Here is a 25,336-nt window from a genome sequence, read left to right on the forward strand (position 1 = left end):
GCAAAGATAAAAAATAGTGGTACATTTATAATCTTCCTTTCTCCTCCACACTGCTTGATTCCATTCGTTTTGCTTTAAAGGTAGTGCCGGTTCTGAAGTTATATAGTAAAGAAATGGAGCATACACGCGATTGCTCCCTGTGCATTATCCAGATTTTAGTATTGTTAAAATAACTTGTCGCGCGATAATTATTGGTAAAAAAGATGTCGCTAATATTTGCCTTGGCAACCAATTGATCTTTGATTAGTTTTTTCTGGATCCCTAGATCAACGGAGCAGATGGCTTTAGTTACAATATTTCCAAGTAACATTTGGGGGGTGTAAAAAGCATTCAGATTTATACTATATCCTTTGCCAAAGGAAATTTCTTGTTCTGTCTGTAATAAAAAAGAAGCTTTCTTTAAATCAAAATAGGGGGAAGTTGAACGCGTATGAGTGAATAAAATCGTGTTCGTACTTGACCAGCAGGGTAGTAACGAAACGGGAGCGCTCAAGGTGGCTGTCCATACTCCTTGAGTTCCAACGTTGTCTTTAATAACTGTTAATAGTTCTTCTTCTGCCTGATTGCGTATAATTTGTGAGATCGCATTTCTGGTATGGGAATAGTTCAAAGCAGTATAATATTTTTCCTTCCACAATCCACTAATTTCGAGCGAATTTGTAAACTGCGGCTTCAGAAAGGGATTTCCCGTCTGTACGGAATAATTATCTATATAATATTTATAAGGATTTAAATCAAAATATGAGGGCCGTTTAATTCTTCTATTGTAGGTAAGTGATACATAATTGCTTCCCTGCGAGTTTAAATTCTTCTTTAAAAAAATACTTGGGAACAAATTGAAATAGTCCTGTGCGAGTTTGTCCCTTTGCTCGCTTAAAAGTTGTCCTTGAATATTGGATTTCTCGTCTCTTAATCCCAATTGATAATCTATTTGGGCCCATTTTCCCGTATAATTTGCATAGGTAGCATAAATTCGTTCTTCATAATCGAACTGGAAATCAAGGGCAGGCATTGGCATCCAGGCCTGATGAAAGACCTGGTATTGATTGGTATTCATGATATCCGTTGCGGTCGCTTTTACACCAATTGATAAATTGTTTCCAGATTTAGTTATCCAATTATACTTTGCATCGCCAGTAAAAATTTTTGCTTCGCTGGGATAATCCAATCTGAACAAAGTATCACTGCGTATGTTACCATTAGCATCGAAATCGGCACTATTGCTGATACTATTTCCGTTTCGTTGATTGTGTGTGTAATCGATAACAATGCTGAATTTCGAATGTAAACTGTCTGTTTCCACGACATAATTTAAACCCAGATTCTGGTAGTTGGATTTTGATTCGGACGGAAAGCTACCTTGCGAATGGATGTTTTTTGCCGCATCGGGGTAGAAAATTGTCGAATGAGCCGTGGATGGTCCAAGGAAACTGCTGTATTGACCGGTGTAGGATAGTCCGAGAAATTGTTTTCCAGTGAAATCATAGGTCGCACCAAGCCGTATACGGTCGTTTTTGTTGGTCTGAGTATTTTCCGTTTCTTGCTGATATAATCCCTGATTTGGAAAATCTCGTCGTTGTTTTAGTTCCTCGTATGACTTTGCACGGCTATGGGAATAACTTGCCATTAAACCAACTTTACCCATTCGATAATTCAAACCTGCATAAGGAGTGTACGTTACATATTTTCCAAGCCCAATTGCATAGTCATTGCCAATATAACCATTGAGGCCCTGTTTATCTTGCTTTTTTAGCACTATATTGATGATACCACCACTGCCTTCTGCGTCGAACTCTGCAGAGGGATGTGCGATAATTTCAATGGATTGGATATCGTTGGAACGCAAGGTTTGAAGGTAGTTCCTGAGATCATTTCCCGCGAGGTTAATACTTTTGCCATCGACAAGAATACGTGTTCCTACAACCCCATTAATGGAGATTTGACCATTGTTAACGAATACGCCGGGAGCCATTTTAAATAATTCCAAAGCCGATTTTCCAGAAGCATTGGCGGTTTGTGCTACATTCATAATGAGGCGGTCAATTTTTCGCTGTATTGTTGGTTTGCGCTTATTTACTGTTACTTCATCTAATTTGAGGTTGGATAGTAGTGATTTTGGGATAATGAATGTTAGCGGGACTTTAAGGTCGTTAATTTCAATTTTTTGCTGCGTTCTGAGTACATTTTCCACACGAATTGAAACGAGGTAAGTCTCTTTTTCGGTAAGCGTTAACTGAAAAGTTCCATGTTCATCTGTTATTTTTTCAATGAGAGAATCTTTCTTTACATGTAATGCGCGAAAGGATAATGAAGCATAGGGGATTGACGCGCCATATTGATCCGAGACTTTACCAACAATGGCGGTTTGGGCGAACAGGAAGTTGTTAAGGAGAAAGGTGATAAGACTGAAAGTAATTAATTTGATCATAAATTTTGAATAATTATTCAAAACTAGTTTCGCTGGTGGCTTATTTCAATTTTTTTGGATATAAGGGAACCTTTTAGGGATGGAACCAGTAAATTTAGGGATAAGCCATATAAAGCGACGAGGTTTATTGTTATAAAAATGAGCGGGATAAAATATCATCGTGCCGAAAACAATTTAGCGTATTGGACAGTTACAATTTAAATTGTACTTTCATAACGTTTTTAATAAAGGAAGATATTTAATTTTTATGATCACAACCAAGTATTTTAATCATCGACAAATATTTAATTTAGCGGGTGCACATTTAATATGGCTGACGCTTTGGTGCTCTCTGGTGGCGGTCATCTATTATTTTTTTAATTGGCAGTGGATGATAATTCCCTGGGTACCATTGGCTTTGATCGGAACCGCTGAGGCTTTTTATGTCGGGTTTAAGAATAATCAGGCCTATGATAGACTTTGGGAAGCCCGGAAAATCTGGGGTGGGATTGTCAATTCAAGTCGTTCTTTCACGGCAATGTTATATGCCTTTGATACCCAGGATGGTGATCATACCGATTTGGAGGAGCGGAGGAAAAGGATTGCCTATCGCCATATCGCTTGGCTATACACTTTTCGTGAGCAGTTGTTGATCCCGACAGAATGGGAGCACATCAGTTTGAAAAAACACTTTGGTTCAATGAATGTTAAACGGAACAGGCTGATAAAGGCTGGCTTTCCTGATTACAGTAGAACATCGATTTTTTTACGCAAATACCTTTCTACAGATGAGTTTAAGCTGCAGAGCACATATAAAAATTTTGCAACTTATTTGATTTCTAAACAAGCAAAGGAAGTTAATGCATTGAAAAATGATCAAATCATTTCGGATTTTAACCAAACGCAACTGCAGAATTGCCTGAATCAATTTTACGACTATCAAGGTCAGGCAGAAAGAATCAAAAAATTTCCTTCACCGAGACAGTTTGCCAGTACAGCATTTGTCTTTAATGTCATTCTCATCATTCTGCTCCCATTGGGCCTAGTAAATGAATTTGCGAAATTGGGCGACTGGGGGATATGGACGAGTATTCCTTTTTGTGTGGTAATTGGATGGATTTATATTGTGATGGAATTGGTCGGCGATTATACCGAAAATCCTTTTGGAGGACTCATGTTTGATGTGCCTATGCTTTCGATTTGTCGGACCATAGAAATTGATGTGTTGCAAATGGTGGGAGATGAGGATCTTCCGGAGGCAATTGCATCGAAAAATGGTGTTTTGGTTTAAATTTTCTTACAGATCTATTGCTATTGTATTTTTCACCTCAGCGATCATAAATGAGCTATGGGTGCTTGCGATATGCTGTAGGCTCGTTAACTTCGTTAACATAAAACTGCGATAGTCTGCCATATCCTGGACACAAATCTTTAGGATATAGTCGTAGTCGCCACTCACGTGGAAACACTCGGTTACCTCCTGAAGGTTCATGACCTCTTTTTCAAATTGTAAGATATACTCCTTTTTGTGCTGTGTTAATTTTACGTGGCATAATACGAGGAAATCTTTTGCTATTTTCTTTTTATCAAGTATGGCGACATAGCCTGCGATAATTCCAGTATTTTCGAGTTTACGGACTCTTTCATAGACCGCTGTTACGGACAAGCTCAGTTTGTAGGAGAGTTCTTTGGTCGTTTGTTTGGCATCTTCCTGTAGAAAACGCAATAGCTTACGGTCAATCTCGTCGAAGTGCATAGATTTTTTTTTGGTTTTTACTAGCTCGTTTTAAATCAGTTAGATATTTTAACTAATTATTGTTTGTATAATAGATTTATATTCTAAGATAAGTAAAATTACTTGTAATATAATTTGAAATATCTCAATTTTAAAGATAAAAACATGGAAAATTTTAACGCAGCAAATGAAATTCAAGATTTGCAATACTTTGGTGAGTTTGGAGGAGTGAACCCGTCTATTTCAGATAGCTCCACCTATACTTTTCTTTCCGCTAAAAAGATGTTCGACACATTTGAAGGGAATGCGGAAGGCTGTTATCTCTATTCAAGGCATTCGTCGCCGATGAATTTGTATTTGGCACAAGCCTTAGCTAAAATGGAGGATACCGCTGCGGCCAATGTAACATCTTCTGGGATGGGAGCGATTACAACAGTTCTTTTACAACTATGTAAAAGTGGTGACCATATCATTTCCAGTAGGACAATCTACGGTGGAACTTATGCCTTTCTTAAGAATTTTCTCCCGCCTTTCCAGATTGAGACGACATTTTTGGATATTAATGATGCCGAAGAACTCGAAAGATCGATAAGACCTAATACAAAAGTGCTGTATTGTGAAAGTGTGAGCAACCCTTTATTGCATGTGGCAGATTTAAGAAAACTTTCGGCCATCTGTAAAAAATACAAGCTAAAACTGATTGTCGACAATACGTTTTCTCCATTGTCCATCTCGCCAACACTTTTGGGAGCAGACATTGTCATTCATAGTTTAACGAAATTTATCAATGGCAGCAGTGACACTGTCGGTGGGGTTTATTGTGGAAGTCAGGAGTTTATTAATGAAACAAAAAATGTGAACACAGGGGCCTGTATGTTATTGGGGCCAACGATGGACAGTTTACGTTCGGCGAGTATATTGAAAAATTTAAGAACACTTCATATACGGATGAAACAGCATAGCTATAATGCGATGTATCTTGCCGAGCGGTTTGAGAAAGATGGACTAAAGGTATCTTATCCGGGCTTGCAGTCGCATCGAGATCATGAATTAATGAAAAACATGATGCATGAGAGCTATGGTTTTGGGGGCTTAATGACAGTTGATGTGGAAACAACCGAAAAAGCCAATGAATTAATGGAACTGATGCAGGCTGAAAATTTAGGGTATTTAGCCGTCAGCCTAGGATTCTATAAGACGCTATTCTCCTGTTCAGGTAGTTCTACGTCGTCAGAAATTCCTGAAGAAGATCGTTTAAAGATGGGCATTTCCGATGGATTGATCAGATTTTCCATTGGTCTAGATCAAGACATTGAGCGGACTTATCAAAAAATGAGAGCATGCATGCAAAAGACTGGAATTTTGGAGTAATAAGCAGCATTTCGGTTGGATCATTTATGGGATAATCAGACATCTTGACATGTTTTGGAGGAAACTATGCGAGGTTTTCTGATTGATTGGAGTGCAAAAAGTTTCAATTGTCACATGTACATCACTATTTACGATGATAGGGGCTTTAACAGTTGAAAAATCTCTTTTGGCATATCATTAGCAATTTAAAATCAATATTTTAGTTAATATGGCAAAGAGACTTTTACTGATATTATTCTTATTTGTTTTGGGTGATATCTATTTTTTTCAGGCGTTCAGCACGGTTATTCATGGTTCAATTTGGCACAACATGTATTGGGGCATTGATATCCTATTGTTTTTTGGTGTTTTTAGTTTAATTTTTTTACGGAGAGCGGGGTATGATGTCCAGGAGACAGCAACAAGTTTGATCACGGCATTTTTAATTGTTTTCATACCAAAATTGCTTGCTGTTCCCTTTTTATTTGTTGAAGATCTGATGCGTATTTTTCGTTATTTTCCTCCACGTAGTATATTTTTGAGTGAGATTGTATTGTTTTTGGCGGGGGCCATATTATTGGTTATTTTTTTCGGTTTAACGAAAGGTCGTTATTTCTATAAAGTGCGGGAGGAAGTATTGAGTTTTCCTGATCTACCTATGGCGTTTGACGGTTTTAAAATTACGCAGCTATCGGATATTCACTCTGGTAGTTTATCTGATATCAAAAGGGTACGTAAAGGTATCGAATTAGCCAATGCACAAAACAGTGATCTGGTATTGTTTACGGGTGATCTAGTCAATAATAAGGCTTCCGAAATGGAACCCTGGGTTTCGGACTTCAATCGATTAGAAGCTCCTTCGGGCAAGTTTTCAGTCCTTGGAAATCACGATTATGGAGATTATGTGCAATGGGAAAGTGTTGAATCAAAAGCCTTAAATTTGAATAGGCTTAAGGAAATTCATCATGAAATGGGATTTAAATTGCTGCTAAATGAATCGATAGCGATAGAAAAGCAAGGTGAGCATATTTCGTTAATTGGTGTTGAAAATTGGGGAAAAGGAGGGTTCCATCAATATGGTGATCTCGCTAAAGCAACCCTTGGATTGGACGCGGATACCTTCAAAATTTTGATGTCTCATGATCCTTCACATTGGGATCATGTTACTTTGGACTATAACCAACATGTCCATCTGACGCTGGCGGGACATACGCATGGTATGCAGTTTGGGATAGAATTATTTGGGTTAAAATGGAGTCCAATTCAATATTTTTATAAACAGTGGGCTGGACTCTATCAAAAACAAGGAAAATATCTTTATGTCAACCGTGGTTTTGGTTTTCACGGCCTAAAAGGTCGGATAGGTGTTTGGCCTGAAATTACGGTTATTACATTACGGAAAAGCGTTGTCTGATATTTTGGTATGAGAAACAACGCTCATCTGTTCTATCAATCGATAAGGTTCATTTCCTTTAATCGGTGAAAGATAATCTGATCTACGGCAGAAGTCCTATGTTTGTCCTTATAGGTTAACCATTCAAATGTCTCGATTTCATTCGCTGGATGCAATACTCCTTCGAAATCAGAAAAGTAGCAGATCATTCTTACGAGCGTACCTTGATTTCGTCCATCGGCGATTGCTTCAAAGGTGCCCAAAAGGCGCATTGATTCTTCGACGATGTGCACAGAAAGCTCCTCCAGTATTTCTCTTTTTAAACAGGTAATATCGGATTCATTATTCTCTCGTTTACCACCAGGAAAGTAAAATTTTGTTTTAGTCTTGGAACGTGCGCTCAGGATTTTCCTATCTTTAATGCTAATTAAAGCAACTTTGTCTATTATATTATGCTGCATATTGCAAAACTAGCCATTGAGAATGAAAAATCAGATAGCATAGTGAAATACTGCTTGAAATTTTATTCAAATTTGAGTATTTAATGGAAGATGAACCTTTATATTTCTGATGTTAGTATCTTAACAATTTCATTGAAGTCTCTTTGTTTTGCGTGTTGCAAAGGGCTTGTGCCATTGAAGTCCGGAATATCCAATTTTGCCCCAGCATCTTTTAGAATCTGAATAATTTCCTGATATTTTTTGCTTCCGTCACCGAGTAGAATTGCTTCCATCAAAGCAGTCCATCCTAAACGATTGACATGGTCCAAAGGGAAATTTTTGGTATTGGCCAATAATCTTACCGTTTCTACATATCCACGTTCACAAGCCGGGATTAAAGCTGTGCCATTATATCGATTAAATAAATCAAAGCGAGCGCCGTGATCTAAGAAAAGTTTGACGAGTTCAACTTGCCCACTTGCTCCTGCGTATAAAAATGGGCTATCCATATTGTCGGCCTGAAGGTTGACATCGGCACCATACTCTACCAATAATTTAGCCATTTCAATATTTCCGTTGTTTGTCGCGATAAGTAGAATAGAACGTTTATTCGTATCTTCACTATTCACGTTGGCATTATTTTCTAGCGCTTTTTTCACTCCCTGTAAGTCATTTTTGGTGACCAATTTAATAATCTCTTCCTTGGACGGATTTTCAGTATATGAGTTTTCGGTTAATGCCGATCGGCACGAATTTGTTATGCTCATCATTATCAAGAGTATTAAAGTTGTTTTCATCATTTTATTGTGCTGTAATTTTTTCAATAAAGCCGAAGAAGCTTGGATGTCTAATACAAAAATAGTAGCTAAGGCTGTTTTTACAATGTGGTTTTCATTCCATCTGTTGGACAATTTATTACTACAGTGTATTTTAAGTGTCTTTCTCATTGGTCTCATGCTGGCTGAAAGCACATTCGTTGTAGTTTCACCTTATGCATACTGTTGAGCAAAAGTCGGCGCTGTGATAAATTGTTCAAGTATCGAGATGTATTCTGCAAAAGATCTGGGAGAATCATTGCGACCTTTGTTCTGGTGATACTGAATAACAAAAGTGGAAAAATAATACCGTTTCTATTGTCCAGTAAATTTTAGAGAATAAGAAAAAGAATATTATCAAAATAAATATGAAAGCTAAAACATATATTTTAGAAAACGTACGGCTTGAGACAGGATTCGAGTTTGATGGAAAGGAAGTTATAAGCACAAATACGGCTTTATTCTGTGTAGAAGTTGAAGAGAGTAAGATCAAAGGAATCAAACCAAATACTGCAAATGCTAATGCGATCGATGCAAAAGGACATTTGATGTTGCCGGCTTTTAAGGATATGCATGCCCATTTGGATAAAATGTTGTTTGGTCTGCCATGGGAAGCTGTATCGCCAACACGGCATACCGTAAAAGATATGATCGCGTATGAGCAGAAGATGATCCCAGAATGGTTAAGCACCTCCGTCGAAAGAACGGGCAAAATGCTGAATTTTCTGCAGGCATATGGAACTGATTTTATTCGTTCACACTTCAATGTTGATCCAACATCTGGACTAAAATCGTTAACAAATTTGGAAAAGGCACTTGCATCGAAAAAAGACACGGTAGAAGCGGAGCTGGTTGCTTTTCCACAGCATGGCCTCTATTATACGGATACTTTACCCATTTTGAAGGATGTTGCAAAACTGGATGCTGTTAGTTTCATAGGTGGAGTAGATCCGTACTCTTTGGACGGAAGTATCGAAAAAAGTATGGAGCAGATTACACAGTTGGCGCTTGATAACAATAAGGGAATTGACATACACCTCCATGAAATGGGAGAAAGTGGTATGAAGACAATCGAGTTTTTGATCGACCGTACATTGGAAAACCCCCAATTAAAAGGGAAAGCTTTTGTTAGCCATGCTTTTGCACTTAGTCGCCTCACAAATGTAGAAGCCGAAAAAATTGCGGCACGTCTCGCAGAGGCGGGTGTAGGAATCGTGTCCTCTGTGCCCTTTGGCAATATGATTATGCCTATTCCGACACTTCGGAAATATGGGGTGGAGGTTTTGATTGGAAATGACAATATTCAGGATCACTGGAATACGTTTGGCTCGGGAAACATGCTGCAGAAAGCGAATCTTATTGCTGAGCTTTATGGTTATGGAACAGAATTCGGCTTATCTAGAACACTCGCTTTCGCGACACGTTACAAATTGCCTTTGGACAATAATGGAAATCAACAATGGCCGAAAGTGGGTGATGAAGCAAGCATGGTTTTTGTTGATGCAAGTTGTTCCGCTGAAGCAGTTTCTCGTATTTCACCGGTGACTTCCTTGATACACAAAGGTAATATTGCATTCTAAGGAGACCAACTATCGGATAATTTAGCTGCTCTCTGGAGGCCAACTGTTTTCAGGATTCCAGCGAGAAATATTGAAAATAAGAGAACAATTTTGTTGAAGAGCCGGTTATTCTTAATAACTGGCTTTTTACATACAGAGCCTTGCTTAAGTCCTGATGTTACTAAGTGTGTTCACTTATAACTACAGCGAGGATAATATTCGGTTGAATAGATAATAATTTATACGATGGAATTTTCACCATTTAACGGGGTTGTCAAACTTTGCCTAAAAGGCATACAATTGGAAGAAAACGGTAGACACGATGAAGCGCTGTCCTTTTTTGTAGAGGGTTATCGGGAGGCAAGCGATGACCATGAGAAGTTTATTGCAGCCTATTTTGTATCCCGGCAGCAGAAAACGGTGTCGGATCGTTTGAAATGGCTGCACATAGCCTTAGATCACGCATTGTTAATCGGTGATGATCGGGCTACCAGTGCGTTGCCCGGAATGTATTTGAAGATTTGCGCCTGTTACACAAGTTTAGGAGAAGAAGCAATGGCAAGTGAATATGCTAGGTTGGCCTCTTCTTATAAGAACATTCCCTTCGATAAGGGACCTTTTTATCACGGTACAAAAGCAGATGCACAAATCGGCGACTTATTGGTTCCAGGCTTCAATTCTAACTATCAAGCCGACTTCAAAATGAATCATATTTATTTTACTGGTATGATGAATGGGGCCGGACTTGCAGCGGCCCTGGCAAAAGGTGAGCGCAGCGAGCGGGTATTTATTGTTGAACCTACGGGTGATTATGAGCATGACCCTAACCTGACGGACCAAAAGTTTCCCGGAAATCCGACACGTTCCTATAGATCTGAATTTCCATTAAAAATTATAGGTGAGGTTGCTGAATGGGCAAAACCAGGTGTTCAGGAACTTGAAAAATTTCGTGATAAACTAGATCAGAATGATGGCGAGATTATCAATTAAGAAACTAAGAGCGGTTGCTCCGGCAATCGGAATTATGTCTTACTGATAACAATCTTACTGATGACTTCAAAATCTGAAATTCGATAATCGTCGTCAAAAAATAACCCGTTGATATAACGTTGTATAGGATAGAACAGATCGGCCGGTGTATCACCGAAAAACGTTTTGAAATCGTTCGGAATAGAATACAGATAATTGTATTGCCCTTTACCCAAACTGATACCGCCGATCTTTTTGAGATAACCCGTTATCTTATGTTTATTTTTGTTGGAGAATGCTTCTTTTGTCTCTATAAAATAATCTTCAATGTAAAAATTACGGATATCCTGAAGATTAAGTATGCTGTTTGGAGCAGGTTTGATACGTCTTGAATAGGATACATCAACCAAAATACAACTGGCTTTATGCGCTTTCGAGAGATCAATAAAGTAGCCTTCATCGACCATAAGGTGTTTACTGTCTTTATATACACCGAGTAGCATTTCATTGATCTCCCGATCCGAATAATCGGATATATTAGAAGATCTTCCCAACTTTTCAAATGCGAGGTCACTTTCACTCCAATTTTTTCTAATTCTATTAAGCTCGTGCTGTTGAAAAGTTTTTATTTTCTCCATATATAATTTGTCTAACCTTACTTTAGCGAGTTTAAAGATAATTTTAAAACTTTACTTTCATCAATCTTATCGCTTGCTAAGTGCAATTTGAATCAAATCTAATTTAACAGAGTCTTTGTTTAATGTTGTAGCACATCGCTAATGCGCTATTTCTGAGGAAGAATAAGTGCCGCACTGTTGGATTTTCCGTGCCGGTATGAGGTGACATCACAGCCTTAAGTAGTCTGTGTGTAAAAGCAGCTCGAGTAAATTATGTCGATTCTCGGTGCGATTATTCAATGAAGGAAGAGCCGCCTGTATTAACAGAGGGCTCCTACGAAGTTTTTACTTTACAGCCTTAAGCACGATATCTAAGGTGAATTCATCATCGATGGCGCGATTGCCTAGGTCGGAGAAAAAGCTTGCTGAACGATACTGTATATCAAAGTCCAGCCGATTTACCTTAACTCCTATAGCTTCAGCAGAAAGCCCATCTGCAGTTGTGGTGACTTTTGCTGGAAAGGAGATCGATTTTGTTTTATTCTTAATCGTCAGATTACCGGTTATGATTGGAGTGCCTTTGCTATTATCAACTTTACTGATGACAAATTTGCTGCTAGGGTAGATAGGCACATTGAAGAAATCTTCATTTTTTAGGTGCCCGGTCAATTTAGGTGCGTCAGTACAAGCCATGGAATTCATATCTATGGTAAAACCTCCGCCGGTAATTTTCCCTTTTTCTGTCTGTACCGTGCCTTCTTGTATATTGATTGTTCCCACATGTCCCCCGACAACTTTTTTAGCATTCCATTTGATCGTCGAATTTTGCGTGTTCACTTTGTAGCTTATCTTTTGGGCGAAGGCCATTGATGTTAAGCAAATAATTGCTAGCGTTAGACTGGTTCTTTTCATTGAAGTGATTTATGTGAACTCAAATATACATGGTCTTGTGCGGATACTTCTATGTTTAAACTTGTTTTTTTGTTTGCGCAGTGTCAATATTGTGCTTGCCTTTCTTTATTCGTCATCGATACCCGCTAACTTAGTACAACGTAAATAGGGGATCGAAGATATCTTCGTATCCAAATTGTGGTCTATAAAAAAAGATAATATGATTAAGTCGAAAGGTTATGCGGCGAAAGACAGTAGTTCTCCACTTGAATATTGGGAGTTTGAAAGGAGGGAGCTTGGTGCAAACGATGTTTTAATAGATATCTTGTACAGCGGGATCTGTCACTCCGATATTCATCAAGTATATGATGAGTGGGGTGGAACACAATACCCAATTGTTCCCGGGCACGAAATTGTTGGTCGGATAAGTGCAGTTGGTCCTGGAGTGACTAAGTTCAAAAAAGGTGACCTGGCAGGTGTCGGTTGTATGGTTGCTTCCTGTGGCGAATGCGATAACTGTAAGTCAGACCAACAACAGTTCTGTTCAGAAAAAAAGACCGTCTGGACGTACAACAGCAAAGATGTGATGCATGATCACAGCTTTACTTTTGGTGGTTATAGCAATAATATTGTTGCGGATGCAGATTTTGTGCTGCATGTGCCGGAATCTTTGGATATTAAAAAGGTGGCACCGTTACTCTGTGCTGGAATCACCACCTATTCGCCATTAAAAAGATGGAATATTAGCAAAGGGCATAAAGTTGGTGTGTTAGGCTTAGGCGGATTGGGACATATGGCTGTTAAAATTGCAGTGGCAATGGGGGCAGAAGTCACAATGATAAGCCATTCACCACGCAAAAAGGACGATGCCGCTCTACTTGGAGCACACAAGTTCTTAAATACGCATGAGGCCGATGAAATAAAAGAATTCTCATCGTATTTTGATTTTATTATTGATACCGTATCGGCACCACATGACTATAACCTCTATCTTGCATTATTGAAAACAAAAGGAGTTTATATTTGCGTGGGGATTCCGGCTGCGCCCATGGAAATTAATGGACGCTCAATCATGGGGGGAAATAAGATCCTAACGGCTTCCAGCATTGGGGGAATACAGGAAACTCAGGATATGCTTGATTTTTGTGCTGAACATAACATTCTACCTGAAACAGAAATGATTGATATCGACTATGTAAATGAAGCGTATCAAAGAGTATTGGATAGTGATGTGAAATATCGTTTTGTAATCGATATGTCGTCTATTGAAAAGTAATGAAAAAAACAGGTCGGTTAAAGAGCCGGCCTGTTTTTTTAAATCTTATCCTTGTCTGAGTACTTCATATGATATGAATGCTCGTCTTCTCCGATAATTTCGAAACCCAGACTGAAGTAGAGCTTTTGCGCTTTATTGGTTTTTAACACATGTAATGAAATCGACTTCCTCTCGTAAATTGCCTCATTTATAAGATCTTTTAATATCTTTTTTCCCAGCCCTTTCCCTTGATATCTGGGATCGATCTGTATTTGAATCAACTCGATATGATCCCGTCCTTTCTCGATTTTCAAAAGCCCGATAGGGATATGGTCATATTCAATGATAGCAGCATGTTCGAATTTGTATTTAATTCTTTGTAGATGTAAATCCATAGCAGTGGGTAAAGCGGCGGCTATTAAATGTGGGGTCATGGTTTTTAATCGTAGATCTAAAAGAAAAGTCAAATCACTTTCCATTGCTGGTCTATATACTATTGGGATCATGGAAGATTGGGTTTTGTCAATTTAATCTGTTCAATCTATTGAAGGCTTTATCGGACATGTTCAGGACCCGTCATATTGATGTCGGCCATGAGCACTAAGATGACATTTTAGGCTATGAGCACAATCATCCGGCCAAAAGCCTGTTGCAATTTAGTATAATAAATAGTAACTGCGTACTAAATTGCAGTAAAGTACTTTACTCTTTTTGACAATTAGATGTGAAGAATGCTGGCGTGGCTCAAGATGAATACCGTAACTTTAGCTTTATAGCTGTACTTGCATAGCGATTTTTTATTTAAAGGAACAATAAACAGATAATTTCAATGAAAAAGGTAGAAATACAACACACAGATTTGCAGATAGCTCCAATTAATTTTGGCGGGAATGTTTTTGGCTGGACATTAGATGAGCAAAAATCGTTTGAAATGCTAGATAAATTTGTAGGAGCAGGATTTAATTTTATCGATACGGCAGATACCTATTCGTGGTGGGTGAATGGAACCGGCGGGCAGTCCGAAGAAATTATTGGGAAATGGTTAAAAAGCCGTGGTAACCGTCAAAATATAGTAATCGCAACAAAAGTTGGATCCGAGACTAAGGAGCACGGATATGATATCTCAAGGAAACATATTTTGAAATCTGCTGATGAATCATTGCGACGATTGGGAGTAGATCATATTGATTTATACTATACTCACTTTGACGATAACGTAACACCTGTGGAGGAGACATTGTCGGCTTATGCTGACTTAATAGAAGCGGGCAAGGTACGTTATATTGCCGCTTCTAATCTATCGCCGGCGCGGTTAACGGAAAGCTTTGATGTTGCGGAGAAAAATGGTCTTCCTAAATATGTTGCTTTGCAACCGCATTATAATTTGGTAGAGCGTACAGGTTTTGAAACAGATTATGCGGGATTGGTCGAGAAGTACGGCTTGAGTGTATTTCCATATTGGTCGCTTGCAGCAGGTTTCTTGACCGGTAAATACCGTACTGAAGCTGACTTTGATAAAACGGCTAGAGGCGGTGGGATCAAAAAATATTTTGATGCTAAAGGTAAAGCTGTCCTGGAAGCGCTCGATGTTATCTCCGAGAAACATGGAACAAAACAGGCGACTGTAGCATTAGCATGGTTGTTGGCTAAACCGCTAATTACCGCTCCCATTGTGAGTGCTACAAGTGAGCGTCAATTGGATACGTTATGTGCGGCTCCGGCTCTTAAATTAGATACGGAAGATATTGAATTATTAAACGAGGTCAGCAAATAAGATAGCGATAAAGAGTAAAAACAAAATCCCTACATTTCTTAGGGATTTTGTTTTTATCGGGAAGCCGTTCTTAATAGAAGGGCGAGATTGCTTACGCATTTTAACAAGTTTATCGTAAATTGGAGCCTAAATTGATCTTATGAAACAGTTCCTGATATTATTTTCTTTCATGCTTTTTGGCAGAAGTTATGCCCAAATACTTACACCTTATGAACGGGGTAATGGCAATCAATCGGCAACTTTTGAAGAAATGCGGGCATATTATCAGGAATTGGCGCAGAAATATACAACAATTCACTATGAAACACGGGGAGAAGACGATAACAATAAACCAATAGATGTTGTTGTATTTAATCCGTTTGGAAAGACTCTGGAAGTGGCTAGGGAAGAGAGGTGCGTTTTATTGGTCAACAATGGTATTCATCCTGGAGAGCCAGACGGTATTGATGCGACTATGATGCTCATGCGCGATTTGGCGACAGGAAAGATAAAGGCACCTCAAAATGTTATTGTTGTTGCGCTGGCGAGTTACAATGTGAGTGGGATGTTAAATCGTGGGAGCTTTTCCAGAGCTAATCAAAATGGCCCTGAAGAGTATGGCTTTCGTGGAAATGCAAGACACTATGACTTAAATAGGGATTTTATCAAGACGGATACTAAAAACTCGCGGAGTTTTCAGCGGATTTTCCAATGGGTCAAACCAGATGTTTTTATAGATAATCATGTCAGCAATGGGGCCGATTATCAGTACACCTTCTCCTATATCTCAACAAACAAAGAACGTCTTGGAAACCTTTTGGGAAATTATTTTAACAGCCACATGCAAAAAAACTTACTCAAGGATCTCCAAAAGAAAGGATTTATGTCTGTTCCCTATGTTAACATCCACAACGATGTGCCCGATGGTGGTTTTCCAACCTTTATGGATTCGCCAAGATACGCAACAGGCTACACCAGTCTATTTAATGTAATCGGAACTGTTGTGGAAACACATATGTTGAAACCTTATCAAGAACGTGTCAAAGCGACTTATGACTATATGCGTTGTAACCTGGATTTTATCGAACAGAATTATAAGGTGATTAAACAAAAAAGAGCTGAAAACCTAAAGCAATATCAAATAGGGGATAAATATGCCATAGCATGGAAGCTTGATTCCTCAAAATATGAATCGCTGGAATTTAAGGGCTTCGAGGCAAAATATAAACCAAGTGACGTTTCTTCGAAAGATAGGTTGTGGTATGATAGAAACGCTAAGTTTTCAAAACAAGTTAAGTTATATAATACATATGTTCCGACAAAAGAAGTGACGATTCCATCGTATTATGTCATTCCGCAGTCTGAATGGAAAGTTATTGAATTGTTGACACTCAATCAAATCAAGATGATTCCGCTTAAACAAGATTCTGTTATTGCGGTGGAACAGTATAGGATTAAGGATTTCAAGACAACTTCAAGTCCATATGAGGGGCATTATTTACATTTTGACACCAGTCTCCTTCGGGAGTCCAACAAGGTAAACTTCAATGCCGGTGATTTTTTGGTCCCTTTGAACCAGGACGGTGTGAAGTTTCTGCTGGAAACCTTGGAACCTGAAGCAATAGACTCTTATTTTAATTGGAATTTCTTTGATGCGATCTTAGGACAAAAAGAATACTATTCAGCTTATGTTTTTGAAGATACAGCAGCCAAGCTTCTAAAGGAGAATAAAGATTTAAGATCTGCCTTTGAACGCGAAAAGATGAACAACCCTAAACTAGCCGCAAGCAGTAGCGCGCAGCTGGATTGGATATACAAACATTCACCTTATTATGAAGAGTCACATCTTCTTTATCCCATTTATCGCATCAATTGATGATGGTGGCTTCTTAGATACATGTCTGCATCAGTCACAAAATTGCTATTTTATAAGTATATCCAATGTAATACCAATGAAAAGTATGACGACCAAATAGGAGAAAAAGCCTATTATTGAAGCGGCAAATGCTTTGAAATAGTTGATCTTTTTAGCTTTATCAAAAAACTGTCCCATGGCCCAGGAGTAATATATAAAAGTTACTAAAGTTGCATATAGGATTAAACTTTGGTGCGTGATACCGTCAATTATTGCAAAAAGTGCATAAATTAACATTGTCATCCCCATAATAAAACATAATAAGATGATGATTTCAAAAAGATTATAACCGTATTTTTTAAAGAATAATTTAGTCCAAAGGGCGATAAAGAACCCCATAATAATGTTAGCATAACCATAATGATCTCGTAGCCATCGAAAGATGTTGCTTGTGATTACGAGTTTACTTTCAATACCATGGCTGTCGATTGATTGCATATAGCGCTCTTCAGTATGGAAAAAGTGGGCAATAATAGAATACACTAAAGATGTGACAATAACGAAAATAATAGGTTTGACCAGCCGGCTGCGATTTTCAGAAATGTAGTTTTGCACATTCTTCCCCGGAGCTGTCACCAATTCTCGAATGGTATAGAGGATGCCGCGTTCAAAGTGAAGCACATGTTGTATTTCGTGGGTGATATAATGAGCGTCTATTCTTTTTAGCATTGCAGGTTGGCCACAATCGGGACAGAATTTTGACGTAATGCCTGTGCCACAGTTTTTACAAGTTATCATTTTGAAGTGTTTATTTAAGTAATTAAGGTTTGTTAATCTGTTTCATTCGAAAGTCGACCAAAAGAGTCTTTTCTTACCGATGGTTTTATTGAAGGTATTCGGCAACTTCTACGAGTTTGTATTTGGGGCTCCGTTGCAAAAGTTCACCAAGGAAAGCTGCGTGAGTCGCGCCCGTGATTAGCAAAATTCGATCCTGCCCAGTGACCGGGATCTGATTTAAATTGGAGAATATCCGTAGATTTCTTCGATAGAATTTACTGGCTTCGTCTGCTCCTTCAAAATTACCTTTTGTACTGCTGTAGGTTAAGATATCAGCGTTTACATTGATAAACTTTTGCAAGGTCTCTTTCTGATTAAATACCTTTAATTTTTCTAAAATGGAGAGTTTATCAATATGGGCGAATTCCTGCATAATTTTTCCCATGTAGCTTTTATAGGTTACACTGTCTACCTGATTCTCCAACTCATTTGCAATGTTGTAATTATAAGCAGCAGTTTGCTGTTCATCAATTCCATAAATTTTTTTTACCCCTGCAAGTTTGCCTACTTCATATGCAATTATGGCTATTTCACCACCGAACTTAGCTTTATGTCCTTTATCTTTAATAAAAGAGCTGTAGTCGCCGTTCAATTCTTCGTTTTTTTCAGGAATGATTTCCACGCAGATGATAGTTGGTTTAAAGTCTGCCAACAGTTTGGCTACTTGATATGTTTCTTTTCTGTTTTTTTGATCTTTTTCGTCAAATTCTACTTTATGTGCATCAGGCGTATAGCTCATGTGAAATGTCCCAAAATTTAGAACCTCAATTTTCTGCTGTGCATTGCTGTTTCCAAAAAATAAGATCCCCAAGGCGATTCCAATATTTCGAATCTGAATAGTGTTAATAAGCATTTGTGTAAGAAATAGTTTTATGTTTTTTCCGGCTTTTCGTTCAGTTAGCTATATTTTTTTAGCTGTTTTGTCCAAAAGTATTACAGTTTGTCCAAATAAAAGCTACACTTGAGTGTAGTTTTATTTAACTTCGACATTTAGAATTTCGTTATGGATTTTAACGCGCTATTTTCACAAAAAAATACTGTTGATCGTCTTTCAGAAAGGGACATCCTGCAGACCCATGGCTATATTGAGCTCGTCAAAGCTTTCTCACGGATTACCTATCAGAGTATTTATCTAATCGATTACCAGGCTAAAAGTTTTGAGTTTGTTTCAGACAACCCGCTGTTTCTCGCTGGTTTAACAGCCAAAGAGGTACTGGAAATGGGCTATGGCTTTTATCAAAAACATGTTCCATCCGATGATTTCCAGATGCTCATTACGATTAATGAAGCGGGGTTCAGCTTTTATGAAAAAATACCCATCGAGGAACGGAAGCTTTATGTTATATCGTATGATTTTCAGATACAAAATGCACACAACAAGTTTATTTTAATTAATCATAAACTGACACCTGTTTTTTTGACAGAAGAGGGGAAAATATGGAAAGCAATTTGTATCGTGTCTTTATCCACTAACGTATCTTCAGGTAACGTGACTATCGAAAAGCTGCACTCCAATCTAGTATGGGAATTGGATCTGTTGACTGGGAAATGGAACTCCCAAAAAAAGATTAATCTTACCGAACGTGAAATAGAGATTTTACGTTTTTATCATCGCGGTCTGACCATTCATGAAACTTCGGAGAAAATTTTCGTTTCCATTGATACGGTGAAATTTCATCGACGAAAATTATTTGAAAAGCTAGGGGTAAGCAACATGAATGAAGCATTGGTTTTTGCATTGAATAATAGGTTATTATAAGGGTAGCCTGAAAGATTCTGAAATGTTCAGAGCAAGCGCCTCGTTGGAGGCGCTGCAGACTATTTTTTCACCAATAACGGCAGGTACTTTTCGTAGCCCTGTGCTTTCATCTTGTCTTTTGGAATAAATCGAAGTGAAGCACTGTTTATACAATAGCGTAGACCACCTTTATCTGCCGGTCCATCGTTAAAAACGTGGCCGAGGTGTGCATCACCAGTTTTGCTGCGCACTTCCGTTCTGCGCATCCCGTACGAATTGTCGGAGTGTTCTTGAATCAGGCTATCGCTAATTGGTTTGGAAAAACTTGGCCATCCGCATCCCGATTCAAATTTATCTGTGGAAACAAATAAGGGTTCTCCGGTTGTGATATCGACATAAATACCTTCCCTAAATTCATCATTATAAGTATTGTCAAATGCGCGCTCCGTTGCACTGTTTTGTGTAACATCGTATTGCAATGGGGTCAACTCCTTTTTCAAGGTCTCCTTGTCTGCTTTTTTATACGTGTTTTTAACATCCGCTTTCTCTTTTTCGGGGTTTGCATTTCGCGCAAGCTTAAATAAATCAGGGCTTATATGGCAATAACCACCGGGGTTTTTGTCCAAGTATTTTTGATGATAAGCTTCAGCATTATAGTAATTTTGTAAAGGTTCTATTTCTACCACTATTTTGCTGTTGTATTGACTTGCTAAAGAAGCTATTTGTTCTTTGATAACGGCGGCATCATCTGCATTGGTATAATAGATGCCTGTACGATATTGCGTGCCGATATCGTTGCCTTGTTTATTCAACGAAGTTGGATCAATTGTTTTGAAGAAAAGATCTATGAGCAGCTTTAGATCGACAAGCTCTGGGTCGAAGTTTACCTTTACGGTTTCGGCAAAACCTGACGTTCCTGTCGAAACTTGTGCGTATGAAGGGTGCTGAAGGTTTCCATTGGCATAGCCAACTTCGGTTGCGGTGACCCCGCGGACTTGTTTAAAGAAGTGCTCAGTTCCCCAGAAGCATCCTCCGGCAAAATAGACAACATGATCTTTTTGATTTATAGTATTCATAGTATTTTGTATTGACGGTTTTGAATCTTTCCCTTTTTGTGAAAAGCAAACCTTGCTGATCAGAAATAAGCCAGTCGCTATAGCAAGGAGGACGAATAAGTGTTTCATGGTATGAATTGCTACATGAAAGAAACAACATTGTTTCTTTCATGTAAGCCACAAACACCGTACCTTTCTGGATGTTTGTCTTAGAAGATATAAGCAGTTTTGGCTCTTATAGATTCTTTTTACAATTGAAAGACGAAGTAAGTCTATGAAAGGCATGTCCTGACAAAAAGACCTTTTAGGAAAGCTTCGCAAGCTGAATGTCTGACAGGGTTGGTCCTATGCTGTTTACATCCTATGATCAGACCAAATGATAGTTTAATCTATATTGTTTAAGCACTACTATTGTGACTAAGTTAACTGTTTGGGGAAGACTCGTTCGGCTTAAGGCTACACCCTGAGCCTGCCGATTCGAGCGGACCCGTGTATAGCTGTCTCACCGTGGCGATAATAGCCTGCTTGTCGTAGTGATAAAGTTGGTGAAGCTGTTGCTGTGTACCCTGTACTGCAAAAGTATCGGGCAAGCCAAGTCGCTTCAAGGTCGCTGAGTAGCCATGTTCGGCCATAAATTCCAGCACTGCAGTTCCTACTCCACCAGCTATACATCCATCTTCAACAGTGATGATATAGGAATATGATTGGAATACTTCATGTAATAACGCTTCGTCGAGCGGTTTAAAGAACCGTAGATCATAGTGCCCAACCTGCATGCCTTCCCGGAGCAGTTCGTTGCAGGCGTCCTGTGCATATTGACCAACGGGCCCAAGAGAGAGTATGGCAATGTCTTGCCCTGAACAAAGCCTTCTTCCTTTTCCAATTTCAAGTCTTGTAAATTTGTCTGATTGCTTCTCTCGACTACCTGGGCCTTTTGGGTATCGGATTGCAAGCGGTCCGTCAAGAGTGATATCCTGAGCCGTGAACAACAAATTTTTAAAGTCTGTGAGCGTCATGGGCGAAGCGCATGCGATGTTGGGTATACAGCGAAGAAAAGCAATGTCGAATGCCCCCTGATGGGTGGGGCCATCGGGACCGACAACGCCGGCCCTGTCGATACAGAACACGACCTGTAATTTCTGTAAAGCGACGTCGTGGATTAGTTGATCATAGGCGCGTTGTAAGAATGTCGAATAAATCACACAGAAAGGAAGTAGCCCATCAGCAGCAAGGCCTGCGGAAAAAGTAATGGCATGCTGCTCGCAGATACCAACATCAAAAACGCGGTTAGGCATCAGCTGTTTCATTGCCGTCAGCCTGCTGCCGGAAAGCATAGCTGGGCTTATAGCGATAATACGGCTATTATGTTGGGCGAGCTGTATCAGCGTTTCGCCGAGCACTTGCTGAAAAGTCTCCTTGTAGAGTTGCGGTAGCTGGTTTTCTAACCGTATACCTGTCAGTTTGTCGAATTTCCCTGTGGCATGCCATTCCGCCTTGTTTAACATGGCTGGTGTAAAACCTTTTCCTTTTTGTGTTACACAATGCACTATTTTGGGCCCGGGGACATGCTTCAACTGCTCAAATATTTTGATAAGCTTGTCGAGGTTATGACCATCCACTGGTCCAAAATAACGTATTCCCAATGCCTCGAAAATATTGCTCGATGCAAATAGCCCTGTTTTTATCAATTTCTCTATTTTTCTAATCGCAGCAATTGACCATTGTGTCCGATCTTTATGGGGTGACAGCAGCTTTTTGATCTGTGATTTGAACTGATTATAGGCTTGCCCCGAGGTCAGGTCGGTCAGATAGTTTTGTAGGGCTCCCGTACCGGCATCAATAGACATATCGTTGTCATTTAATATAATCAATAGGTTAGGCTGTTCGAAACCTATATTATTTAAAGCTTCGAATGCCAGGCCGGCAGTCATGGCGCCGTCACCGATAACAGCGATGTGTTGACGGCTGTTATCACCCTTATACCTGGCTGCGCAGGCCATACCCAGAATTGCTGATAGGGATGTGGAAGAATGACCTGTACCAAAGGCGTCAAAGTTATTTTCTTCCATAACAGGAAATCCGCTTATACCGCCTAGAAGTCTGTTCGAATGGAAGCGAGCCGCTCTCCCCGTGAGTAATTTATGGACATAAGCCTGATGACCAACGTCCCAGATCAATTTATCCTTAGGGGTGTTAAATACATAATGAACTGCTATAGTAAGTTCTACAACTCCAAGGCTTGAACTAAAATGACCGCCATGTGTAGCAATATGGTCAATGAGGAAGTTTCTTAGTTCCTGACTTAACTCGGGTAATACTTCCTGTGGAAGAGCACGTAATTCGCTGGGGCTGTTGATTTGATAATTACCTGTCATTTCTTTTTTAGACAAATTTAGTTTGATTAGATTTGCGATACAGGTACAGTATAGGTAAAAGTGATCAATACAGATGAAGAGCTATAAATTTGAAATATTTACACAAGCAATTGAGAAAAATATAAAATCAGGGATCTATAAACCTGGGCAAAAGCTGCCTTCAGTACGCGAGGTTAAAGATTATTATGGTTTAAGCATGAGTACTGTTCAGTCTGGATATGAATATCTTATGATTATTGGTTTGGTGGAAAGCGTTCCGAAATCTGGCTACTATGTCAGTGCGAAGAATGAAATGCTGGCAGAACCGGGAGGGCTTCGACGTACGCCGGTAGTAAGGGATGCTATCTTTGAAAAAGGGCTTGGTGTGACAACAGCGTCACCTGTGAGGCGGGGTTTTTCGGAATTTAATGTTGCTGCCCCGGGGGATCTTCTTGTTCCGCAAAAACTTTTACTTCGGACCATGCAGCAGGTCATTCGGGAACAAGGGGCAGGGTTACTACGCTATTATCCATCTAACGGTTCGGTACAATTGAAGGACAATATTATCAGGCGTGCGGCCTCCTATCAGACCTTGCTGCACGCAGATGAACTGCTGATCACAGATGGTGCCTTACAGGCTTTGTATATCGCTTTGGCTGCTGTATGTGAAGCCGGAGATATTGTTGCTGTGGAAAGTCCATGCGTATTTTCTGCGTTAGAGGTCATTCGGGTGCTCAAACTGCGCGTCATTGAAATTCCTGTTCTTGCTAAAGATGGTTTTGATATAGACTTTTTTAGACAAGCATGTCAAGGAAGTGCTGTTAAAGCAGTCGTCCTAACACCGAATTTTCATAATCCAACAGGTATTTTGCTTTCAGATGAACAGAAAATTGCTTTATTGGCGATTGCTCATCAATATCATGTTGCTGTAATCGAGAATGATATCTATGGCGACCTGAACTTTCAGGGGAGCAGACCATCCACACTTAAACAATTTGATGAAAGCGGATTGGTTATGACGTATTCATCGTATTCAAAAACCCTGGCACCTGGAATTCGGCTGGGCTGGTTAAGCACAGGGCGATTTCTGAAGGATGCTGAACAGATCAAGTTTGCATTGGGCAGTACAGTTTCTCCTCTGAATCAGGAGACCGTAAACCGTTTGATCGGTAGCAGCAGTTACGATCGGCATATTCGTTCACTGAAGATGCAACTGGCAAAAAATGCCTATCTGGCCACCAACCTAATCGCTTCCAGTTTTCCTGAAAAAACCAAAGTGATCACACCTGCAGGCGGGTATAATCTTTGGGTTAAAATGCCCGAAAGTACAGATATGGCGGATTTTTACGCGCAGTGTGAAAAAATTGGCGCAAGATTTACGCCGGGCTATACGTTCTCTTTTGCGAATACTTTTGAACATTATTTTAGATTGGTCATCGCGGATAAGTTTTCTGATAAACGAATAGAAGCGATCCAGCATATAGGTCGTTATTTATGTGGGAGCCTGTACTGATGCTAAATGAACAATGTGTATCGAATAATAGCAAGTGATAGCATGTACATTTGTGTATTTAATAGTAGATGCATATATGAATATAGTCACAAAATTTACGGTAGCAACAGAGCAGGGAATTGAAGCGTTGTCAATGCTCACCAAAACTCTAGCCCTAGAAAAATTCGGCAGTTTAGTGGAGCCAGCTGAACTAGACAATTACATTGTTGATAGTTTTAATTCCAAAACCCTTGTCAGCGAAATAAACAGTATGTCAAATCAATGGCTGGTAGTATATGCTAACGATCAGCCCATGGGTTATGCTAGAATAACCTCGAAAGGGCAGAAGCCGGATGGCCTGGCAGGTAAACGAGTGATTCGAATCGCGGATTTCGGTGTCTGCCAGCATGAGGCTTTGCAGCAAATGGAGGCATCATTAATGAACAAATGTCTTGCCGTCTGCAGTACCTACGACGTGATTTGGATCAATGAACCCTTAAAAAGTTCGTTGATAGGACTTTTTGAACAGAATGGATTTGTAAAACAACCAGGTATTAGCAGACTCGATGGATTGAACTTGGAATCAGCAGTATATCTCATGAATACTTTGTAGTTCAAAGAGTCTTTATAATGATGTATAAACACAGTATAGTCGATGTTGAGCAAAAAAGTACACAGATTAAGTGTGCTTTTTTTTGTTTAATGATAGATATTTTAGTGATATAATGTGTATTTTTAGCAATTAGAAAGAAGATGTTTATCAAATTCTAAAAATCTCTTTTTAACCAAAAAATATCATTTATAACCGTTTTCACAAGTGT

At 39.2% G+C, this 25,336-nt stretch carries 22 protein-coding genes and 1 pseudogene; 11 read left to right on the forward strand and 12 right to left on the reverse strand.

Annotated elements, in window-relative coordinates:
- Nucleotides 1–25 precede the first annotated feature (25 nt).
- A complete protein-coding gene (locus tag GVK91_RS01090) occupies nt 26–2,428 on the reverse strand; it encodes an outer membrane beta-barrel protein (protein WP_159726517.1) in 2,403 nt (800 codons plus the stop codon).
- 247 nt (nt 2,429–2,675) lie between these two features.
- On the opposite strand from GVK91_RS01090, the gene GVK91_RS01095 reads away from it, so the two are divergent.
- Complete coding sequence (locus GVK91_RS01095) at nt 2,676–3,698, forward strand: bestrophin family protein (RefSeq protein ID WP_153844648.1); 1,023 nt, start codon at nt 2,676–2,678, stop codon at nt 3,696–3,698.
- A 6-nt stretch (nt 3,699–3,704) separates the two neighbouring features.
- Here GVK91_RS01095 and GVK91_RS01100 read toward each other — a convergent pair whose 3' ends face one another.
- Nucleotides 3,705–4,163 (reverse strand): Lrp/AsnC family transcriptional regulator, encoded by a 459-nt coding sequence (locus GVK91_RS01100; protein WP_153844647.1) that lies wholly within the window; start codon nt 4,161–4,163, stop codon nt 3,705–3,707.
- Nucleotides 4,164–4,307: 144 nt separating this feature from the next.
- On the opposite strand from GVK91_RS01100, the gene GVK91_RS01105 reads away from it, so the two are divergent.
- Complete coding sequence (locus tag GVK91_RS01105) at nt 4,308–5,513, forward strand: aminotransferase class I/II-fold pyridoxal phosphate-dependent enzyme (RefSeq protein ID WP_159726519.1); 1,206 nt, start codon at nt 4,308–4,310, stop codon at nt 5,511–5,513.
- Between the two features lie 208 nt (nt 5,514–5,721).
- Nucleotides 5,722–6,906, forward strand: coding sequence for a metallophosphoesterase (locus GVK91_RS01110; RefSeq protein WP_159726521.1), 1,185 nt, complete (start codon nt 5,722–5,724; stop codon nt 6,904–6,906).
- Nucleotides 6,907–6,941: 35 nt separating this feature from the next.
- Here GVK91_RS01110 and GVK91_RS01115 read toward each other — a convergent pair whose 3' ends face one another.
- Together GVK91_RS01115 and GVK91_RS01120 are read right to left on the reverse strand one after the other, a co-directional pair.
- Nucleotides 6,942–7,346, reverse strand: a complete 405-nt coding sequence (locus GVK91_RS01115) for an NUDIX domain-containing protein (RefSeq protein WP_159726523.1) — start codon at nt 7,344–7,346, stop codon at nt 6,942–6,944.
- Nucleotides 7,347–7,444: 98 nt separating this feature from the next.
- Complete coding sequence (locus tag GVK91_RS01120) at nt 7,445–8,272, reverse strand: ankyrin repeat domain-containing protein (protein ID WP_235032734.1); 828 nt, start codon at nt 8,270–8,272, stop codon at nt 7,445–7,447.
- A 236-nt stretch (nt 8,273–8,508) separates the two neighbouring features.
- Between GVK91_RS01120 and GVK91_RS01125 the strand changes: the two genes are divergently transcribed.
- The gene (locus GVK91_RS01125) at nt 8,509–9,720 is read left to right on the forward strand and encodes an amidohydrolase (protein ID WP_159726525.1); all 1,212 of its coding nucleotides are present in this window, start codon (nt 8,509–8,511) and stop codon (nt 9,718–9,720) included.
- Between the two features lie 225 nt (nt 9,721–9,945).
- Entirely contained in the window at nt 9,946–10,689 is a 744-nt protein-coding gene (gene arr / locus GVK91_RS01130; RefSeq protein WP_159726527.1) for an NAD(+)--rifampin ADP-ribosyltransferase, read from the forward strand.
- A 32-nt stretch (nt 10,690–10,721) separates the two neighbouring features.
- Here arr and GVK91_RS01135 read toward each other — a convergent pair whose 3' ends face one another.
- On the reverse strand, nt 10,722–11,306 hold the full coding sequence (locus tag GVK91_RS01135) for a hypothetical protein (protein ID WP_153844641.1): 585 nt from the start codon (nt 11,304–11,306) through the stop codon (nt 10,722–10,724).
- 324 nt (nt 11,307–11,630) lie between these two features.
- Nucleotides 11,631–12,197, reverse strand: coding sequence for a YceI family protein (locus GVK91_RS01140; protein WP_159726529.1), 567 nt, complete (start codon nt 12,195–12,197; stop codon nt 11,631–11,633).
- A 199-nt stretch (nt 12,198–12,396) separates the two neighbouring features.
- On the opposite strand from GVK91_RS01140, the gene GVK91_RS01145 reads away from it, so the two are divergent.
- Entirely contained in the window at nt 12,397–13,452 is a 1,056-nt protein-coding gene (locus tag GVK91_RS01145) for an NAD(P)-dependent alcohol dehydrogenase (RefSeq protein ID WP_159726531.1), read from the forward strand.
- 38 nt (nt 13,453–13,490) lie between these two features.
- On the opposite strand, the gene GVK91_RS01150 is transcribed toward GVK91_RS01145, so the two are convergent.
- On the reverse strand, nt 13,491–13,937 hold the full coding sequence (locus GVK91_RS01150; RefSeq protein ID WP_200845513.1) for an N-acetyltransferase: 447 nt from the start codon (nt 13,935–13,937) through the stop codon (nt 13,491–13,493).
- A 323-nt stretch (nt 13,938–14,260) separates the two neighbouring features.
- Here GVK91_RS01150 and GVK91_RS01155 point away from each other — a divergent pair, with 323 nt between their 5' ends.
- Together GVK91_RS01155 and GVK91_RS01160 are read left to right on the forward strand one after the other, a co-directional pair.
- The gene (locus GVK91_RS01155) at nt 14,261–15,205 is read left to right on the forward strand and encodes an aldo/keto reductase (RefSeq protein ID WP_153844640.1); all 945 of its coding nucleotides are present in this window, start codon (nt 14,261–14,263) and stop codon (nt 15,203–15,205) included.
- A 139-nt stretch (nt 15,206–15,344) separates the two neighbouring features.
- Nucleotides 15,345–17,060 carry a hypothetical protein gene (locus GVK91_RS01160; protein ID WP_153844639.1) on the forward strand — a complete coding sequence of 572 codons (1,716 nt, stop codon included), beginning with the start codon at nt 15,345–15,347 and terminating at the stop codon, nt 17,058–17,060.
- A gap of 45 nt (nt 17,061–17,105) precedes the next feature.
- On the opposite strand, the gene GVK91_RS01165 is transcribed toward GVK91_RS01160, so the two are convergent.
- Both GVK91_RS01165 and GVK91_RS01170 read right to left on the reverse strand, forming a co-directional pair.
- Entirely contained in the window at nt 17,106–17,837 is a 732-nt protein-coding gene (locus GVK91_RS01165) for a DUF3667 domain-containing protein (RefSeq protein WP_227550078.1), read from the reverse strand.
- A gap of 85 nt (nt 17,838–17,922) precedes the next feature.
- Nucleotides 17,923–18,729, reverse strand: a complete 807-nt coding sequence (locus tag GVK91_RS01170; RefSeq protein ID WP_200845514.1) for a DUF5694 domain-containing protein — start codon at nt 18,727–18,729, stop codon at nt 17,923–17,925.
- A 150-nt stretch (nt 18,730–18,879) separates the two neighbouring features.
- Here GVK91_RS01170 and GVK91_RS01175 point away from each other — a divergent pair, with 150 nt between their 5' ends.
- The gene (locus tag GVK91_RS01175) at nt 18,880–19,635 is read left to right on the forward strand and encodes a response regulator transcription factor (RefSeq protein ID WP_153844638.1); all 756 of its coding nucleotides are present in this window, start codon (nt 18,880–18,882) and stop codon (nt 19,633–19,635) included.
- A gap of 59 nt (nt 19,636–19,694) precedes the next feature.
- On the opposite strand, the gene msrB is transcribed toward GVK91_RS01175, so the two are convergent.
- The 3 genes and pseudogenes from msrB to dxs form a co-directional block, all read right to left on the reverse strand.
- The gene (gene msrB / locus GVK91_RS27725) at nt 19,695–20,114 is read right to left on the reverse strand and encodes a peptide-methionine (R)-S-oxide reductase MsrB (protein WP_220801555.1); all 420 of its coding nucleotides are present in this window, start codon (nt 20,112–20,114) and stop codon (nt 19,695–19,697) included.
- 108 nt (nt 20,115–20,222) lie between these two features.
- Nucleotides 20,223–20,798 (reverse strand): annotated as a pseudogene (gene msrA, locus GVK91_RS27730) (peptide-methionine (S)-S-oxide reductase MsrA); the annotation flags it as partial.
- 293 nt (nt 20,799–21,091) lie between these two features.
- On the reverse strand, nt 21,092–23,044 hold the full coding sequence (gene dxs, locus GVK91_RS01185) for a 1-deoxy-D-xylulose-5-phosphate synthase (RefSeq protein ID WP_159726533.1): 1,953 nt from the start codon (nt 23,042–23,044) through the stop codon (nt 21,092–21,094).
- A 73-nt stretch (nt 23,045–23,117) separates the two neighbouring features.
- Between dxs and GVK91_RS01190 the strand changes: the two genes are divergently transcribed.
- Nucleotides 23,118–24,536: a PLP-dependent aminotransferase family protein gene (locus GVK91_RS01190; RefSeq protein ID WP_194932827.1), complete on the forward strand. Its 1,419-nt coding sequence runs from the start codon at nt 23,118–23,120 to the stop codon at nt 24,534–24,536.
- Nucleotides 24,537–24,612: 76 nt separating this feature from the next.
- Entirely contained in the window at nt 24,613–25,128 is a 516-nt protein-coding gene (locus GVK91_RS01195; protein WP_153844635.1) for an N-acetyltransferase, read from the forward strand.
- The last annotated feature ends 208 nt before the right edge of the window (nt 25,129–25,336 follow it).

The sequence above is a fragment of the Sphingobacterium sp. 18053 genome (assembly GCF_902706145.1).
Classification (GTDB): Bacteria; Bacteroidota; Bacteroidia; order Sphingobacteriales; family Sphingobacteriaceae; genus Sphingobacterium; species Sphingobacterium paramultivorum.

Bases quoted from the DNA above. Each gene is read 5' to 3' on its own strand.
- GVK91_RS01090 (WP_159726517.1), bottom strand. From the start codon at position 2,428: ATGATCAAATTAATTACTTTCAGTCTTATCACCTTTCTCCTTAACAAC.
- GVK91_RS01095 (WP_153844648.1), top strand. From the start codon at position 2,676: ATGATCACAACCAAGTATTTTAATCATCGACAAATATTTAATTTAGCG.
- GVK91_RS01100 (WP_153844647.1), bottom strand. From the start codon at position 4,163: ATGCACTTCGACGAGATTGACCGTAAGCTATTGCGTTTTCTACAGGAA.
- GVK91_RS01105 (WP_159726519.1), top strand. From the start codon at position 4,308: ATGGAAAATTTTAACGCAGCAAATGAAATTCAAGATTTGCAATACTTT.
- GVK91_RS01110 (WP_159726521.1), top strand. From the start codon at position 5,722: ATGGCAAAGAGACTTTTACTGATATTATTCTTATTTGTTTTGGGTGAT.
- GVK91_RS01115 (WP_159726523.1), bottom strand. From the start codon at position 7,346: ATGCAGCATAATATAATAGACAAAGTTGCTTTAATTAGCATTAAAGAT.
- GVK91_RS01120 (WP_235032734.1), bottom strand. From the start codon at position 8,272: ATGAGAAAGACACTTAAAATACACTGTAGTAATAAATTGTCCAACAGA.
- GVK91_RS01125 (WP_159726525.1), top strand. From the start codon at position 8,509: ATGAAAGCTAAAACATATATTTTAGAAAACGTACGGCTTGAGACAGGA.
- arr (WP_159726527.1), top strand. From the start codon at position 9,946: ATGGAATTTTCACCATTTAACGGGGTTGTCAAACTTTGCCTAAAAGGC.
- GVK91_RS01135 (WP_153844641.1), bottom strand. From the start codon at position 11,306: ATGGAGAAAATAAAAACTTTTCAACAGCACGAGCTTAATAGAATTAGA.
- GVK91_RS01140 (WP_159726529.1), bottom strand. From the start codon at position 12,197: ATGAAAAGAACCAGTCTAACGCTAGCAATTATTTGCTTAACATCAATG.
- GVK91_RS01145 (WP_159726531.1), top strand. From the start codon at position 12,397: ATGATTAAGTCGAAAGGTTATGCGGCGAAAGACAGTAGTTCTCCACTT.
- GVK91_RS01150 (WP_200845513.1), bottom strand. From the start codon at position 13,937: ATGATCCCAATAGTATATAGACCAGCAATGGAAAGTGATTTGACTTTT.
- GVK91_RS01155 (WP_153844640.1), top strand. From the start codon at position 14,261: ATGAAAAAGGTAGAAATACAACACACAGATTTGCAGATAGCTCCAATT.
- GVK91_RS01160 (WP_153844639.1), top strand. From the start codon at position 15,345: ATGAAACAGTTCCTGATATTATTTTCTTTCATGCTTTTTGGCAGAAGT.
- GVK91_RS01165 (WP_227550078.1), bottom strand. From the start codon at position 17,837: ATGATAACTTGTAAAAACTGTGGCACAGGCATTACGTCAAAATTCTGT.
- GVK91_RS01170 (WP_200845514.1), bottom strand. From the start codon at position 18,729: ATGCTTATTAACACTATTCAGATTCGAAATATTGGAATCGCCTTGGGG.
- GVK91_RS01175 (WP_153844638.1), top strand. From the start codon at position 18,880: ATGGATTTTAACGCGCTATTTTCACAAAAAAATACTGTTGATCGTCTT.
- dxs (WP_159726533.1), bottom strand. From the start codon at position 23,044: ATGACAGGTAATTATCAAATCAACAGCCCCAGCGAATTACGTGCTCTT.
- GVK91_RS01190 (WP_194932827.1), top strand. From the start codon at position 23,118: ATGAAGAGCTATAAATTTGAAATATTTACACAAGCAATTGAGAAAAAT.
- GVK91_RS01195 (WP_153844635.1), top strand. From the start codon at position 24,613: ATGAATATAGTCACAAAATTTACGGTAGCAACAGAGCAGGGAATTGAA.